At 66.8% G+C, this 15,407-nt stretch carries 15 protein-coding genes; 3 read left to right on the top strand and 12 right to left on the bottom strand.

The annotated features are described in order from the left end of the window. Nucleotides 1-32: 32 nt before the first annotated feature. The 11 genes from OKW37_RS14335 to OKW37_RS14385 all read right to left on the bottom strand — a co-directional run bounded on the left by OKW37_RS14335 (nucleotide 33) and on the right by OKW37_RS14385 (nucleotide 8,847). Nucleotides 33-1,601, bottom strand: a complete 1,569-nt coding sequence (locus OKW37_RS14335; protein WP_429405753.1) for a F0F1 ATP synthase subunit alpha — start codon at nucleotides 1,599-1,601, stop codon at nucleotides 33-35. Beyond that, nucleotides 1,585-2,343: a F0F1 ATP synthase subunit B gene (locus tag OKW37_RS14340; protein WP_429349519.1), complete on the bottom strand. Its 759-nt coding sequence runs from the start codon at nucleotides 2,341-2,343 to the stop codon at nucleotides 1,585-1,587. Before OKW37_RS14340 ends, OKW37_RS14335 begins: the two co-directional genes overlap by 17 nt. A gap of 8 nt (nucleotides 2,344-2,351) precedes the next feature. Next, nucleotides 2,352-2,597 carry a F0F1 ATP synthase subunit C gene (locus OKW37_RS14345; RefSeq protein ID WP_090805166.1) on the bottom strand — a complete coding sequence of 82 codons (246 nt, stop codon included), beginning with the start codon at nucleotides 2,595-2,597 and terminating at the stop codon, nucleotides 2,352-2,354. Further along, a complete protein-coding gene (locus tag OKW37_RS14350) occupies nucleotides 2,594-3,292 on the bottom strand; it encodes a F0F1 ATP synthase subunit A (protein ID WP_429405751.1) in 699 nt (232 codons plus the stop codon). Before OKW37_RS14350 ends, OKW37_RS14345 begins: the two co-directional genes overlap by 4 nt. Beyond that, nucleotides 3,289-3,582 (bottom strand): ATP synthase subunit I, encoded by a 294-nt coding sequence (locus OKW37_RS14355; protein WP_429405749.1) that lies wholly within the window; start codon nucleotides 3,580-3,582, stop codon nucleotides 3,289-3,291. The genes OKW37_RS14350 and OKW37_RS14355 overlap by 4 nt, the downstream gene beginning before the upstream one ends. Further along, the gene (locus tag OKW37_RS14360) at nucleotides 3,575-3,928 is read right to left on the bottom strand and encodes an AtpZ/AtpI family protein (protein ID WP_429509848.1); all 354 of its coding nucleotides are present in this window, start codon (nucleotides 3,926-3,928) and stop codon (nucleotides 3,575-3,577) included. Before OKW37_RS14360 ends, OKW37_RS14355 begins: the two co-directional genes overlap by 8 nt. Then, nucleotides 3,925-4,356 carry a F0F1 ATP synthase subunit epsilon gene (locus tag OKW37_RS14365; RefSeq protein ID WP_187612781.1) on the bottom strand — a complete coding sequence of 144 codons (432 nt, stop codon included), beginning with the start codon at nucleotides 4,354-4,356 and terminating at the stop codon, nucleotides 3,925-3,927. Before OKW37_RS14365 ends, OKW37_RS14360 begins: the two co-directional genes overlap by 4 nt. Before the next feature lie 13 nt (nucleotides 4,357-4,369). Beyond that, complete coding sequence (atpD, locus tag OKW37_RS14370) at nucleotides 4,370-5,776, bottom strand: F0F1 ATP synthase subunit beta (RefSeq protein ID WP_429405747.1); 1,407 nt, start codon at nucleotides 5,774-5,776, stop codon at nucleotides 4,370-4,372. Between the two features lie 141 nt (nucleotides 5,777-5,917). After that, nucleotides 5,918-6,958 carry a zinc-dependent alcohol dehydrogenase family protein gene (locus OKW37_RS14375; protein ID WP_429405745.1) on the bottom strand — a complete coding sequence of 347 codons (1,041 nt, stop codon included), beginning with the start codon at nucleotides 6,956-6,958 and terminating at the stop codon, nucleotides 5,918-5,920. 418 nt (nucleotides 6,959-7,376) lie between these two features. Further along, on the bottom strand, nucleotides 7,377-8,252 hold the full coding sequence (locus tag OKW37_RS14380) for a helix-turn-helix domain-containing protein (RefSeq protein ID WP_429405743.1): 876 nt from the start codon (nucleotides 8,250-8,252) through the stop codon (nucleotides 7,377-7,379). A 37-nt stretch (nucleotides 8,253-8,289) separates the two neighbouring features. Next, nucleotides 8,290-8,847, bottom strand: a complete 558-nt coding sequence (locus tag OKW37_RS14385; protein ID WP_429405741.1) for a carboxymuconolactone decarboxylase family protein — start codon at nucleotides 8,845-8,847, stop codon at nucleotides 8,290-8,292. A gap of 205 nt (nucleotides 8,848-9,052) precedes the next feature. Between OKW37_RS14385 and OKW37_RS14390 the strand changes: the two genes are divergently transcribed. Beyond that, nucleotides 9,053-10,069, top strand: a complete 1,017-nt coding sequence (locus OKW37_RS14390) for an alcohol dehydrogenase (RefSeq protein WP_184022783.1) — start codon at nucleotides 9,053-9,055, stop codon at nucleotides 10,067-10,069. A 233-nt stretch (nucleotides 10,070-10,302) separates the two neighbouring features. Here the strand turns inward: OKW37_RS14390 and katG are convergent, their stop codons facing one another. Beyond that, on the bottom strand, nucleotides 10,303-12,561 hold the full coding sequence (gene katG, locus OKW37_RS14395) for a catalase/peroxidase HPI (RefSeq protein WP_429405739.1): 2,259 nt from the start codon (nucleotides 12,559-12,561) through the stop codon (nucleotides 10,303-10,305). A 546-nt stretch (nucleotides 12,562-13,107) separates the two neighbouring features. Here katG and OKW37_RS14400 point away from each other — a divergent pair. After that, nucleotides 13,108-14,352 (top strand): tyrosine-type recombinase/integrase, encoded by a 1,245-nt coding sequence (locus OKW37_RS14400; RefSeq protein WP_429405737.1) that lies wholly within the window; start codon nucleotides 13,108-13,110, stop codon nucleotides 14,350-14,352. A 226-nt stretch (nucleotides 14,353-14,578) separates the two neighbouring features. Next, nucleotides 14,579-15,157 carry a hypothetical protein gene (locus tag OKW37_RS14405; protein WP_429405735.1) on the top strand — a complete coding sequence of 193 codons (579 nt, stop codon included), beginning with the start codon at nucleotides 14,579-14,581 and terminating at the stop codon, nucleotides 15,155-15,157. Nucleotides 15,158-15,407 lie beyond the last annotated feature (250 nt).

The raw sequence follows: 15,407 nt of genomic DNA on the forward strand, positions 1-15,407 counted from the left end.
TCTGCCTCGCCTAAGCGGTACGGCTTTCGTTCTCACCGAGCTTGCTGGTCATCGGGGTTCCCTGCCGCTTGCGTCGCGCCCGCGCGTTCGTGCGTCGCGCGCTCGACGAGCGCGCGAATGCGCCCGCTCAGACTGTCGCGCAGCGTGTCGTCGAGCGCGTTGCGCAGCCACGCCGCGGGGGCCGCGTCAGTGTGCACGTCGTCCGCCGAGCTGAGCTTGTCGCGCACCCACGTCGTCACCTCCGGCGCGACGCTGTCGAACACGCCAGCGGCGAGCGCCGCGAGCAGCGCGATCTGATCGGCGACGCACAACGCGTTGAAACGCGGCTGCGTGAGCAGCGCGCGAATCCGCTTGCCCCGCTCGATCTGCGCGTTGACGCGTGCGTCCGCGAGACCGCCGAAGCGGCTGAACATCTCCAGTTCGAGAAACTGCGCGTAGTCGAGCCGCAAGCGGCCCGCGACGTCGCGCAGCGCCGCATGCTGCGCCTTGCCGCCGACCCGGCTCACGCTCAGGCCGACATCGACGGCGGGCCGCTGGTTCGCGGCGAACAGCGCGGCGTCGAGCACGATCTGGCCGTCCGTGATCGAGATCAGGTTGGTCGGAATGTAGGCCGACAGATTGCCGGCGTCGGTCTCGGCGATCGGCAGCGCGGTCAGCGAACCGCCGCCGAGCGCGGGCGACAGTTTCGCCGCGCGTTCCAACAGTCTCGCGTGCAGATAGAAAATATCACCGGGATACGCCTCGCGTCCGGGCGGCTCGCGCGTGAGCAGCGCGAGTTCGCGATGCGTCGCCGCGTGCTTGGTCAGGTCGTCGATCACGATCAACGCGTGCTGGCCGCGATCGCGAAAGAACTCGGCGATCGACACACCCGCGAACGGCGCGATCCATTGCAGTCCGGGCGGCGCGGCCGCCGAGGCGACGACGAAGATGCAGCGCTCGAACGCGCCATGCTCGCGCACGGCGTCGATCACGCGCTGTACCGCCGTCGCGCGCTGCCCGACGGCGACATACACGCAGATCACGTCGCTGTGCTTCTGATTGACGATCGCCTCGACGGCGAGCGAGGTCTTGCCCGTCGCGCGATCGCCGATGATCAGTTCGCGCTGCCCTCGCCCGATCGCGAACAGCGCATCGACGACGAGCACGCCCGTCTGCAGCGGTTCACTGACGAAGTCGCGATCGATGATCGCGGGCGCCGCGCGCTCCACAGGCAAACGCGTGGTGGTCCCCACCGCCTCGCCGTCATCGAGCGGCCGGCCGAGCGGATCGACGACGCGGCCGAGCAGCGCGTCGCCGACCGGCACGTCGAGCACGCTGCCGGTCCCCACGACGCGCATGCCGGCCCGCACCGCGTCGCCGCTATCGAGCAGCACGACGCTTGCGCTCGCCACGTCGAGCGAATGAATGAAGCCGCGCACGCCGCATTCGAGTTCGACGACCTCGTCGAGCGCGGCGTCGGGCAGACCCGAGACGAACGCGATGCCATCGGCGATCTGTTCGACGCGGCCGATGCTCGCCGCCCGCGGTTCGAGCGCGACGCGCGCGAGCGCGGCGCGTTTGCGCGCGAGCCACGCGTCGGCGGTGTCAGCGCGCGTGGCCATCGTCGCGAAGCAGTTCACCGTGAATCTGGTCGAGCTGATCGCGCCAGCTATTGCGCACCACGGCGTGCGCGCCCGACAGTTCGAGCCCCGCGAGCAGCGTGCGGTCGATGTCGGTATCGAACTCGAGGCGCTGTGCGAAGGCGGCCGCGAGCGCCGTTTCGCACGCGGCGCGCTCGTCCGGCGTCAACGCGCGCGGCGCGCTAACACGCAGCGGCACGTCCCCGGCAAGCGCGGCGCGCGCGCCGGGCGACAGCCGGCGCACGCCGTCCGCGAGTCCGTCGATGAACCCGGCAACGCGCAGGTCCTCGGGCGAGCGGTCGAGCAACTGGTCGAGCAGCTTGCCCGCGATGTCGACGGCGAGCTGCGCGGCCGCCGCCGACGCGGCTTCGGCCTCGCCCGCGCGCTCGCGCTGCCGGTCCGCGGCCGCCTGGGCGCGCAACCGCTCGGCCTCGTCGCGCGCGGCGTCGAGCAGCGCCGCGTGCTGTGTGCGCGCGTCGGCCTCGATCGTCGCGAACGCCTGCGCGCGCTGCGCGGCGAGTTGCTCCCGTTCGGCCCGCAGCGCCTCGCGTTCGGCCTGCGCCGCGAGCTTCGCGGCGTTCGCGTCGCCGGTCAGCGCATTCGCGCTCGCCTGTCGCTCCGCGATGATCTTCGCGACCGGACGGAACAGAAAGCGCGCGAGCAGCCAGACCAGAATCAGCGCGTTGAGCGTCTGCAGCGCGAGCGTCGACCAGTCGATTTTCATCGCATGCCCTACTTGACGAACGGATTGGCGAACAGCAACAGCAGCGCGACCACGAGGCAATAGATCGCCATCGTCTCGATCATCGCGAGCCCGACGAACAGCGTGCGCGACAGCGTGCCCGCCGCATCGGGCTGACGCGCGATCGCGTCCATCGCGGCGGCGACCGCGCGGCCCTCGGCGAGCGCGGGCCCGATCGCGCCGAACGCCACGGCGAGCGCGGCGGCGGCGATGCTGACGATTTCGATGAGGTTCATGCCGGTCCTTTCTGATTGTCGTGAACGGCGGCGCGCGACTCGCCGACGGCGGCGCCGATGAATACCATCGCGAGCACCGCGAAAATGTAGGCCTGCACCGCGCCGGTCAGCAGATCGAGCGCCATCAACGGAATCGGCACGAGCAGCCCGGCCAGCGACAGCACGATGCCGACCACGAAGACGCCGCTCATCACGTTGCCGAACAGGCGCACCACCAGCGAAAACGTGCGCGTGATCTGCTCGACGACGTTCAGCGGAATCATCACCCAGGCCGGTTCGGCGAACGTCGCGAGATAGCCGCGCCAGCCGCGCGAGCGCACGCCGCACACGAGCGTCGCGGCGAGCACGACGAGCGCGAGCGCGGCATCCGTTTCCAGGTGCGCGGTGGGCGGCTCGACGCCCGGAATCAGCGACGACCAGTTCGCGGTCAGCACGAACAGGAACAACGTGCCGATCAGCGCGCGATACGGCGCGGGCTCGGCCTGCATCGTGTCGCGGATTTGCGCGTCGAGCGTGCCGACCAGCAGTTCGAGCGCGGTCTGCGCGCGCGACGGCATGATGGACAGCTTGCGCGTGAGCCACAGCGAGACGACCGTCATGACCGCCATGATCACCCACGTGACGACCACGGGCGTGGTGATCACGAGCGGACCGAGGCGTACGAGCGGCTCGGTGATGAGCGGCGAATGAATCACGACGTCGCTCGCCGCATGCCGAGCGCAACACCGCGCGCCCACAGGAAACCGCCGATGCCGCCGAGCAACGCGAACGCGCCCGCTTTCGCCAGCAGCACGAATAAAGCGGCCGTCAGCGCGAGCCGCGCCAGTTGCAGCGCGAAGGCGCGCAGCACGCGTCCTCGTGCGAAGTACGCGACGTTCCAGCGCAGCGTCGCGAAGTGCAGCGCACCGCTCAGCAAGCCGACCGCCATTCCCGTGGCGGCAAGCGCGAGCGTGTCGGTGAAATGAAACATGGTGGCGTCAATCACGATCTCTCCTTTGCTGTCGATGCATCCAGCGCCATGCGGACCATAGGCCGATGCCCGCGCCGATCATCAGAAGCGGCGCCGCAAAAAACACCCGCGTACCGGCGATGCGGTCGAGCCAGCGCCCGAGCGCGAGGCAAAGCAGGATCGGCAGCACGATCGTCCAGCCGAGAATGCCGATCTGGCCGAGTCGCGCGCCCAGCGACGGCTCCGGATTCGCGCGCCCGGTCCGCTCGCGGCTCGCCGCGCGCTGCGCGGCTTGCGCGACGCGATCGGCGGGTTCGCCAGGTTCGGCGCGTTTGCCATCCGTTTTCCCGTTTGCCTTGCCGCCAGCAGGCCGCATCGTCATCCCGGTTCTCCACGTGTGGCTTGCGGGCGCAGATAGCGCAGCATCTGGCGCACGGCCTGCGCGTGCAGACGCGTCTGCTCCACGCGCGCGCGCCGCATCGCGTCGAGCTGCGCGGCACGCGCGCGGCGCACGTCCGCCTCGAGCGCTTCGAGCGAGTCGCCCTGCACCGCTTCGCGGCACGCAAGCGAGACGGCCGTGCCGTGCGACACGATCAGCACGCCACCATCGACGGCACAGTAATGCTCGCCGCCATCCGCCGTGCGCCAGCGCACCACCGATGCGCTCAACAGCGTGACCATGTCCGCATGCCCCACGCGCACGCCAAAAGCACCGCTTTCATCCTCGGCGCGCAACGACACGACCGGCAAGCCGTCGACCATGACGCGCGCCGGTGTCGCGATCGTCAGAGACAGGCCATGCTGGGGCATCGCACACTCCTCGTCACGCCGCGACGGCGCTCGCGGCCGTCGACCTGCCGCGGGCTTCGTTGTCGCGCGCCTCGTCCAGCGCGCCGACCATGTACAGCGATCGCTCCTGCCAGTCGTCGCACTCCCCGGCGAGAATCGCCTTGCAGCCGGCGATCGTCTCGGCGAGCGCGACCGTTCTGCCGGGCTGTCCGGAGAACGCTTCGGTGACCGCGAACGGCTGCGTCAGAAAGCGCTGCAGACGGCGCGCGCGCTGCACGGCGCGCCGGTCGTCGATGCCGAGTTCCTCGATACCGAGCAACGCGATCACGTCCTGCAGCTCACGCTGATGTTCGAGTAGGCGTCGCACCTCGTTGGCGACCGCCGCGTGCTCCGCGCCGACGACGAGCGGATCGAGCAGGATCGACGACGACGCGAGCGGATCGATCGCCGGATACATGCCCTCGGCGGCGAGCGCGCGCGACAGCACGATCATGCTGTCGACGTGCGAGGCGATCGTCGTCACGGCAGGGTCGGTGAAGTCGTCGGCGGGGACGTAGACGGCCTCGATCGCCGTGACCGCAGCGTTGCCCACCGACACGATCCGCTCCTGCAACGCTGCTACCTCGCTCGCGAGCGTCGGCTGATAGCCGACCCGCGACGGCATGCGCCCGAGCAGCCCCGACACTTCCGCCCCCGCCTGCACGAAGCGAAACACGTTGTCCATCAGCAGCAGCACGTTCTGGCCGCGCTCGTCGCGAAAGTACTCGGCGATCGTCAGCGCGGTGAGCGGCACCCGCCAGCGCGCGCCAGGCGGTTCGTTCATCTGTCCGTAGACGAGCACGGCGCGCGGCAACACGCCCGAGCCGCGCATGTCGGACAGCATTTCGTGCCCCTCGCGGGAACGCTCGCCGACGCCGGCGAACACCGACATGCCGCCGTAGCGCGCGGCCATCGCGTGAATCAGCTCCATCACGAGCACCGTCTTGCCGACGCCCGCGCCGCCGAACATCGCGGCCTTGCCGCCATGCGCGAGCGGCGTCAGCAGGTCGACGATCTTGATGCCGGTCTCGAACAGCCGCGTGGCGCCGCGCTGCGCCGCGAGCGGCGGCGGGGCGCGATGGATCGGCCTGCGTTCCACGGTCTCGGGCGCGGGCTCGCCGCCATCGCGCATCACACCGGCGACGTCGAGCAGTCTGCCGAGCACCGCGTCGCCGACCGGCACCTCGATGGGGCCCGCGCCGACCCGCACGACGGCGCCGCGCGCGAGGCCCGCGGTGGCCTGCAACGCCAGCGCGCGCACCGTGCGCTCGCTGGTGTGCGCCTGCGCTTCCGCGAGGATCGAGGTCCCGTCCGGCCGCGTGATCCACAGCGCGGTATCGACTGGCGGCAGTTCGTGCGTGTCGAACTGGACATCGACGACCGCGCCGCGCACGGTGCTCACGCGCCCGCTTGCTGCGACCGTAGCCGTGGGCGGTGCGGTGTTTTGACGGCCTGCGCTCTCTGCAATTGGCACGTGGCGCTCCAACGATCAGTTGCAAACCCCTTCACGCTGACGAATCGTCCAGCATCAAATCGGGACCGTCTATGACGCCTCGATCAACACCTTCAGCGCGCGCGTGCTCGACGCGCGGGAGAACGTTTCGTAAGCCGACAGAATATCGTCGAGCCGGAAGCGATGCGTGATCAGACGCGTGGGATCGATCCGCCCCGCCTTGACTGTCTTCATCAGCATCGGTGTACTGACGGTATCGACGAGACGCGTCGTGATCGCGATGTTGCGATCCCACAGTTTTTCCAGATGCAGATCACACTTGACGCCGTGCACGCCGATGTTCGCGATCGTTCCACCCGGCGCGACCAGCTGCTGGCAAAGCTCGAACGTCGGCGGAATGCCGACCGCCTCGATCACGCAGTCGGCGCCTACCGATTCGGTCAGCTTCAGCACTTGCGCGACCGCATCGGCACGCGCGTTGTCGATGCAAGCGGTCGCGCCGAAGCGTTGCGCGACCTCGAGCCGGTTCGCGTCGGGATCGATCACGATGATCTGCGCCGGCGAGTAGAACTGCGCGGTCAACAGCGCAGCGAGACCGATCGGCCCGGCGCCGACGATCGCCACGGTGCAGCCCGGCTGAACCTTGCCGTTGAGCACGCCGCACTCGAAGCCGGTCGGCAGAATGTCGGACAGCATCACGAGCGCCTCTTCGTCGAGGCCAGCCGGAATGCGGTACAGACTGCTCTGCGCATGCGGAATGCGCACATATTCGGCCTGCGTGCCGTCGATCCGGTTACCGAGAATCCAGCCGCCCGTCGTGCAATGCGAATACATGCCGCGCCGGCAGTAGTCGCAGCGGCCGCACGAGGTGATGCACGAGATCAGCACGTGATCGCCGGCCGCGAGCCCGCTCACCGCCTCGCCGACCTGATGCACGACACCGACGCCTTCGTGGCCGAGAATGCGGCCCGGTTCGCAGGTCGGCACGTCGCCTTTGAGAATGTGCAGATCGGTGCCGCAGATCGTCGTGCGGGCGACTTTGACGATTGCATCGGTGGGCGCCGTGAGTTCGGGTATTGGCCGTTCATCGAGCGACTTTTTGCCGGGACCGTGATAAACGAGTGCTTTCATGACGGACTTCTCCTATGGCCGGAATGAAACACGATGCGTGGCGGCAAACGTGTTCGCGCCTGAACCTGGTCGTGTCATGCGTCGGCTAGCGCCGGCGGGAACGTAATGCGTCACGCGCTTGCATCATGAGCCCCAGCGTGGCGGGCGGCTTGATCTGGGTCAAGCACTACGAAAACAACGCCGACGCGTCGATGTCGGCCATTTTCTCGAGTTCTTGCAGATAGAGGCCGGGAAAGGAGCCCGCGCCTGCCTGCACATCGGTCGCGAAGAAGCTGCACGCGCGAGCACCTCGGTCACCTCGCCGAAGTCGGAGATGATGGCCGCGTGCGAATTGGGCGCGCGGCGGAACCAGAGTGGCGTCGGATTGCTCGACCTGATCGGCTCGGATGATCGCCCAAAAACCGAAGACATCGCTATATCACGGCATACGGTTTGCCGATATTGGAGGTTGCGGGGACGCATGCGCCGCGAGCAGCTGCTGATGACGTGCTTCGGTGGCGTCGTCGGCGGGGAACATGCATTCGATGCGCAACTCCTGCGCGGCCACGTTTTGCGGTGTGCCCACGGTCGTGACCATCGAGAAATAGCGCAGCACCACGCCCTCGCTGATGAAGCCGAGCGGAACCATCGGCAGCGTCGCGGGTGTCGTGGACGAGCCATGATGCGTCTTCCAGTCGCGCGGCACGTCGGGATACGCAAGCAGTTCATCGAGTAGACGCTTCGTGTTGGCGCCGATTACATGACCGACCGACTCGCGATACACGCGTTGCAACAGACTTCGCGCGACCTCCTGCCAATCGGCGACGAACGGACGCATGCCATGTGGATCGAAGATCAGATGCAGCATGTTGCGCGGGCCTTCGCGCGCGGTCATGTCGATGAAGCAGTTGAAGAAGCGCGGGGCCGCGTCGTTGGACATCAGCACGTTCCAGTCGCGGTCCATCACGAGCGCCGGAAACGGCTCATGCTGACGCACGACCCGTTCGAGCGCGCGAACCACGCCGTGCATTTCCTGCGCATTCCACGGTGCTTCCGAATAGATCGGTGCATAACCCGCGGCAAGCAGCAGCGCATTGCGCTCGCGCAGCGGCACGTCGAGGGTCTGCGCAAGCGTCAGCAGCGTGTCGCGGCCCGGCACGCTGCGCCCGCTTTCGATGAAGCTGATCTGCCGCTGCGAGATGCCGGCCTCGAGCGACAGATCGAGCTGACTCACGCCACGCACGTCACGCCAATAGCGCAAAAGACTGCCGAGATCGCCCGGCTGCACTTTCGGATCGTGACTCGTGACGTTCATGGTGTTGCCCTCCTGTTGATGCCTGAACGGGATCGCTTCAGCGCGCGGGCGCGTGCCACGCGAATTCGGCGAACTGCGCTTCGAGCGGCGGCTCGGTCACGCTGCCGGTGTAGTTCGTGATCGTCGACGCGGCGACCGCCGCAACCACCTCGAGAATCTGCTCCGCGATGAAACCTGCCGCGAGGAAGCGTTGCCGGTCCTCATCGTCGAGGCGGCCGCGTTTTTCGATCAGCGTGCGCGCGAGCGTCGACAGCGCCGCGAGCCTCGTGTCGTCGGGCAGACCGCCGTGGCGGATCGCCTCGACATCGGCGCGACGCAGGCCCGCGTTCAAGCCGAGCGCGGTATGAAACGCAACCGCCCATTCGCTCGCGTTCGTCACGGCGTTGGTGAGCAGCAGCGTCTGGATCTCCGGTTCGGTCAGACTGCTCGCATGCACGCGCTCGAACAGGCCGATGAAGCCGTTGATCAGCACCGGTGAAGCCGCCATCTTGGCCGCGATGTTCGGAATCAGGCCGAACGCCTGTTGCAGTTTGCGGAGCACGGGTTTCGATTGCTCGGGAGCGGACTCGATCGTGTGAACGGGATAGCTGGACATGGTATCTCCTTGACGTGTGCGCCATCGGAGCGACGGCGCGGTAGTCGAAGAGTAGAGGCAGCCGCGCGGCTCGCCAATTACATCGGATGTCATCGCCATCAGCCATGCGGCGGCGGCTTCTTTCTGGCGAGCCGCCTGGACGCGGAATATCATGTTGGAGTTTGTTCCCCTCTTGTCCCGTTCGTCACTGGAAAGGAAGAACATCATGCCCACAATGAAAGCAGTCGAAGTGAAGCAGGCCGGCGGCCCGCTCGAACTGGTCGAACGCGAAGTGCCCGAGGCGGGCGCGGGTCACGTGCGTATCAGGATTCAGGCTTGCGGCATCTGCCATAGCGATGCGATGACCAAGGAAGGCCTGTGGCCGGGCCTGGCCTATCCGCGTGTGCCCGGTCACGAGATCGCGGGCGTGATCGATTCGGTCGGTGCGGGTGTCGAGGGCTGGCAGGTCGGGCAGCGTGTCGGGGTCGGCTGGCACGGCGGGCATTGCGGCAAATGCGAACACTGCCGCCAGGGCGATTTCGTGCTGTGCAAGTTCGCCCTCATCCCCGGCATCAGCTACGACGGCGGCTACGCCGAATACATGGTGGCCCCGGTCGAAGCCCTGGCGCGCATTCCCGACGATCTGTCCGACGTCGATGCCGCGCCGCTGCTCTGCGCGGGCATCACGACGTTCAACGCGATACGCAATAGCGGCGCGCGCGCTGGTGACGTGGTCGCGATTCTCGGGATCGGCGGCCTCGGTCATCTCGGCGTGCAGTTCGCGCGCAAGATGGGCTTTCGCACGGTGGCGATCGCGCGGGGTCAGGACAAGGCCCCGCTCGCGCAGCAACTGGGCGCGCATCACTACATCGACAGCAAAACGGAAAACGTCGCCGAGAAGCTGCAGGCACTGGGCGGCGCGAAGCTGATACTCGCCACGGTGACGAGCGGCAAGGCGATGACCGCGACGCTCGGCGGTCTCGGCCTGAACGGCAAGCTCGTGATGGTCGGCGTGTCCGAAGAGCCGGTCGAAGTGCCGATCGTGCAGTTCATCATGGGACGCAACTCGGTGCAAGGCTGGCCCTCCGGCACCTCGGCCGATTCGCAGGACACGCTCGCGTTCAGCGCGCTCACCGGTGTCAAGCCGATGATCGAAGAGTATCCGCTCGCCGAGGCAGCGCAGGCCTTCGACCGGATGATGAGCGGTCACGCGCGTTTCAGGGTGGTGTTGAAGATGGTCTGAGTGGCAGCCTCCGGTGGGGCAATGGAAATTGCATGACCATTCTGGTTACGGGCAGCACGGGTGTCATCGGCACCCGGTGCTCGCACATCTGAAAGGCGGCGGCGCAGAAGCAGTGACGAGGCGAAGAAAAAGCGCGCTTGCCGGCATCCCGGCAAGCGCGCTCGATGACTTCGCAAATCACCTTCAAAAACTGCGTCGACGTGGCAAAGAACCACTCGCCAGCACTGGCTGGATCAAGCCAGATCGAAACGATCCAGATTCATCACCTTGACCCACGCGGCAACGAAGTCGCGCACGAATTTCTCCTTGCCGTCCTCGCTCGCGTAGACCTCGCCCAAGGCGCGCAGCACCGAGTTCGAGCCGAACACCAGATCGACGCGCGTACCGGTCCACTTGACCTCGCCGCTCTTCGTGTCGGCACCTTCGAACGTTTCCGCGGCCTCCGACACCGGCGTCCATTCCGTGCCCATGTCGAGCAGGTTACGGAAGAAGTCGTTGGACAGCGTTTCCGGCTTGCTCGTCAGCACACCTTCGCTGCCAGCGCCCACCTTCAGCACGCGCAGGCCGCCGATCAGCACCGTCATCTCGGGCGCCGTCAACGTCAGCAGTTGCGCCTTGTCGATCAGCAGCTTCTCGGCCGCCACCGGGAACTTGCCGCCCAGATAGTTGCGGAAGCCGTCGTGGACCGGCTCGAGCATCCCGACCGATACGACGTCGGTTTGCTCCTGCGACGCATCCATCCGACCCGGCGAGAACGGCACCGTCACCTGCTGGCCGGCGTTCTTCGCGGCCTGCTCGATACCGGCGCCACCCGCCAGCACGATCAGGTCGGCAAGCGAAATCTTCTTGTCGCCGGACTGCGCACCGTTGAACTCGCTCTGGATGCCTTCGAGCACCGTCAGCACCTTCGCGAGCTCAGCTGGCTGGTTGACGGCCCAGTCCTTCTGCGGTGCGAGCCGGATGCGCGCGCCGTTGGCGCCGCCGCGCTTGTCCGAGCCGCGGAACGTCGAGGCCGAGGCCCACGCGGTCGTGACCAGCTGTGACACCGACAGCCCCGACGCGAGGATCTTCTGCTTCAGCGCCGCGACGTCCTTGTCGTCGACGAGCGGGTGATCGACGGCCGGAATCGGGTCCTGCCACAGCAGTTGCTCCGACGGCACTTCCGGGCCAAGATAGCGGGCGCGCGGACCCATGTCGCGGTGCGTCAGCTTGAACCACGCGCGCGCGAACGCGTCGGCGAACTCGTCGGGGTTGGCCATGAAGCGCCGCGAGATCTTTTCGTAGATCGGGTCGAGGCGGAGCGACAGGTCGGTCGTCAGCATCGTCGGCAGCACTTTCTTCGACGGGTCGTGCGCGTGCGGATACGTGGCCTGCGCGTCCTTCGCGACCCACTGGTTCGCACCCGCCGGGCTCTTCGTCAGCTCCCACTCGTGGCCGAACAGGCTCTGGAAGTAGCTCATGTCCCACTGCGTCGGCGTCGCGGTCCACGTGACTTCGATACCGCTCGTGATCGTGTCGCCGCCCCTGCCGGTGCCGAAGCTGTTGCGCCAGCCGAGCCCCTGGGCCTCGAGACCGGCACTTTCCGGTTCCGGACCGACGTTATCGGCCGGCGCCGCGCCGTGCGTCTTGCCGAACGTGTGGCCGCCGGCGATCAGTGCGACCGTTTCCTCGTCGTTCATCGCCATGCGGCCGAACGTTTCGCGGATGTCGACTGCCGCGGCGAGCGGATCGGGATTGCCGTCCGGGCCTTCCGGATTCACGTAGATCAGGCCCATCTGCACCGCGCCGAGCGGGTTTTCGAGGTTGCGGCCGGGCGGATCGGTACGGCTCTTTTCGGTGCCGTGCAGCTCCTCGTCGGCGACCAGCACGCCTTCGTCGTCTTCCCTGCCGGCCGCTCCCTTGCCGTAGCGCACGTCGCCGCCGAGCCAGGTCTTTTCATTGCCCCAGTAGACGTCCTGATCCGGTTCCCATGTGTCCGCGCGGCCGCCGCCGAAACCAAAAGTCTTGAAGCCCATCGTTTCGAGCGCGACGTTGCCGGTCAGGATCAGCAGGTCGGCCCACGAAATTTTCTGGCCGTATTTCTGCTTGATCGGCCATAGCAGCCGGCGCGCCTTGTCGAGGCTCACGTTGTCCGGCCAGCTATTGAGCGGCGCGAAACGCTGCTGGCCGCGCCCTGCGCCGCCGCGGCCGTCGCCGATGCGGTACGTGCCGGCGGCATGCCATGCCATACGGATAAACAGCGGGCCGTAGTGGCCGAAATCCGCGGGCCACCAGGGCTGCGAATCGGTCATCAGCGCGGCGAGGTCTTTCTTGACCGCGGCGTAGTCGAGGCTCTTGAATGCCTCGGCATAGTTGAAGTCTTCGTCTAGCGGATTGGAGCGGTTCGAATGCTGGTTGAGCAGGTCGAGGCGCAATTGCTTCGGCCACCAGTCCCGATTGGTCGTCCCGCCGCCGGCGGTATGGATGAACGGGCACTTTGCTTCGTTTGACATGCGTTCTCTCCTTTGGAGGATGTCTCCGTTGTCGATCGGAGTCGGTGCCTGGGTACTTTCTCCAATCCCATGCAAGGTACTTGTTATGCGTTTGTCATCGTGTCAGGCTTGCGTGGCAATTTGACGACCCGAAAACCCGACAGTCGGCCGAATGGCTCGGCAGTGCACTCATGAAATCCAGGGTCGAGCGCAACGCAGCCGATGTCCGTAACGGCTGACTCCGGTCGGCGCTCCACTCCTATTCGAATATAGGCGAGGACAAAGTTCAATAGAATTCGAATACGGCAATGCCGCTAATAGACGGCGACTATAGCGGGCGGAAAACGAGCGGCGCCCTGCATCACTATATGCCGATCGATCGTCACCGCGTCGAAGCTTGAGCGCACCCGGCTGTTTTGCGCCAGGCGCAGCCGACTGTGTGATAGGGTTTCGCGTTTCGTCCGCAACAGAGTGGGCACTGCTTTCTTTTCAGGCAAGCGCTTCTGAGAGCACCTGAGCGGAGCAGAATGACGCCAACCGGCGTGCGCCCGAGGAGTGTCCCGAACCGTGTCCAAAGCCGTGCCGAAAGCTGCCCCGAACGCTGAGCTCGCCACCGTCCAGCCCGTCGAATCGCTCGTCGTGCCGGAACTGCTCGATGGCCGCGACGGCACCAATCGCGGCGCGGCGGAAAACTCGCAGCTATCGGCGCGCAACGACCTCGACGCCGTGCGCGCCTGGCTGTCCAATTACGCGGACACCAAGACCACCTTCGACAACTACCGCAAGGAAGCGGAGCGGCTGCTGCTGTGGGCCGTCGTGCAGCTCGGCAAGCCGCTGTCGTCGCTGACGCACGAGGATCTGCTGCTGTTCAAGGCGTTCATCGCCGATCCGCAGCCGGCCGCGCGCTGGGTGTCGGCGAACGGCGGCAAGTACGCGCGCGGCGACGCACGCTGGCGGCCGTTCAACGGGCCGCTGTCGCCGGCCAGCCAGCGCCAGGCGCTGATCATCCTGAACGCGATGTTCACGTGGCTCGTCAATGCCGGCTATCTGCGCGGCAATCCGATGGCGCTCCTGCGACAACGCGCGAAGCGCTCGGCGCCGCGCGTGACGCGCTATCTGTCGACCTCGCTGTGGGACGAAGTGAAGCTGTTCGTCGAGCAGCTGCCGCAAGATACCGATGCGCAACGCGCGTACTACGCGCGTTGCCGCTGGCTGACCACGCTGTTCTATTTGCAGGGCATGCGCATTTCCGAGGTGGCCGGCGGGCAGATGGGCCAGTTCTTCAGAAGGCTCGGCGCCGATGGTCAGGACCAGTGGTGGCTCGAGACGCTCGGCAAGGGCGACAAGGAGCGGATCGTGCCGGTGTCGGCCGAACTGGTTCAGGAGCTGCGCAGCTACCGCACGCTCAATGGCCTCGCCGCCCTGCCGACCCGCGCCGAGGAAACGCCGCTCGTGCTGCCGTTCAAGGGCCGCAACCGCTGCCTGTCGCGCTCGGCGATTCACGACGCGATCAAGGGCATCTTCGCGGGCGCGGCCAAGTGGCTGCGTGCGCGCGGTCCCGAATTCGCCGATCGCGCCGACGAGCTCGAGCGCGCGTCGGCGCACTGGCTGCGGCATACGGCCGGTTCGCATCAGGCGGACGGCGGCGTCGATCTGCGCACGATCCGCGACAACCTCGGCCACGTTTCGCTGAATACGACCAGTCTTTACCTCCACACCGAGGACGACGCGCGGCATACCGAGACCGTTAATCGACACCGCATGAACTGGGACGACGCGAAGTCTGAAGACGGCAATGCGGGCGGCAATTAAGCGCGGATCGGGCGGGTGAAACGCGCCGGAATTTTTGCGTTATTTCTTTCTATTTCCCAGTTGGCTCAATTCATCAGGCGATGCGCGCCGGGCATGCGTTTGCGCCTGCGCGTTTCACCGCTCATTTCCCCGCTCGTTTCCCTGGTCGTCGATTCATATCTCAAGAATGCAAAACGCCGACCGTTAAACGGGCGTCGCTCGACAAATAACCAATACAAACCGGGGAATGAACTTGAAAACCATCACCAACGCGCTGTTGGCGTCGGCTGCTTGCGCTACCTTTCTCGCGGGCTGCGTGACCAGTGGGCAAGGCCGGCTCGTCAGCGCCCCGAACCGGGTCAACGAAGTGAGCGTGACCGCGTATCAGCCGTTGCCGACCGATGGGTACGTCGCCAATGTGGTCGATCGCGATGTGGTGATCGTCGGCGGCGATACGTATATCTGGGTCGTCGGCCGGGACGGCGTCCGGCATCGCCAGTTCTATTCTCATGGCGATCATCGCGCCGAGGTTTTCCATCGCCGCGAGGAACTGCATCGTGTGATGGCGAGCCATGACGGTCATCTGCCGGAGCATCCCGGCGGCGCGCATCCGCCGCTCGGGCACCCGGGCGGCCCCGCGCCGGCGATGGCCGCGCACGGACAGCCGCCGCGAGCCGACAGGCACGCCGCCGGACCGGTCAGGTCTGCGCCCGCGACGGGCGCGCACGGACAACCGCGCCGCGCCGTCATGCACGTCGCCGGGCCGGTCAGGCCCGCGCCCGCACCATCGGCAAAGCGGGTGTCGAAGGATCCGAAGAAGTCGTAACGTCGCTGATAGGCGCGCTGCCAAAGCGCCTTCCTGCATCGCCCGCTTCCCCCAACTCCCCGCCAATCCCACCCCATTGCCCGCTAGAATTGCCGGCTTTGCCCGCGCCGGGCGCGCCGCAAGGCAAAATACGGGTTTTGCGCGCGCCGCACGCGCGGCCGATCCGGTCGCGAAGCGTCCCCAAACCGTTTTCGGGCCCGGCGGTTGCATCGTCGCCCCGGGCCGCGCGCCGAACCGCAACATCACAGCC

Source organism: Paraburkholderia sp. MM5482-R2 (assembly GCF_050436125.1).
Lineage (GTDB): Bacteria > Pseudomonadota > Gammaproteobacteria > Burkholderiales > Burkholderiaceae > Paraburkholderia > Paraburkholderia tuberum.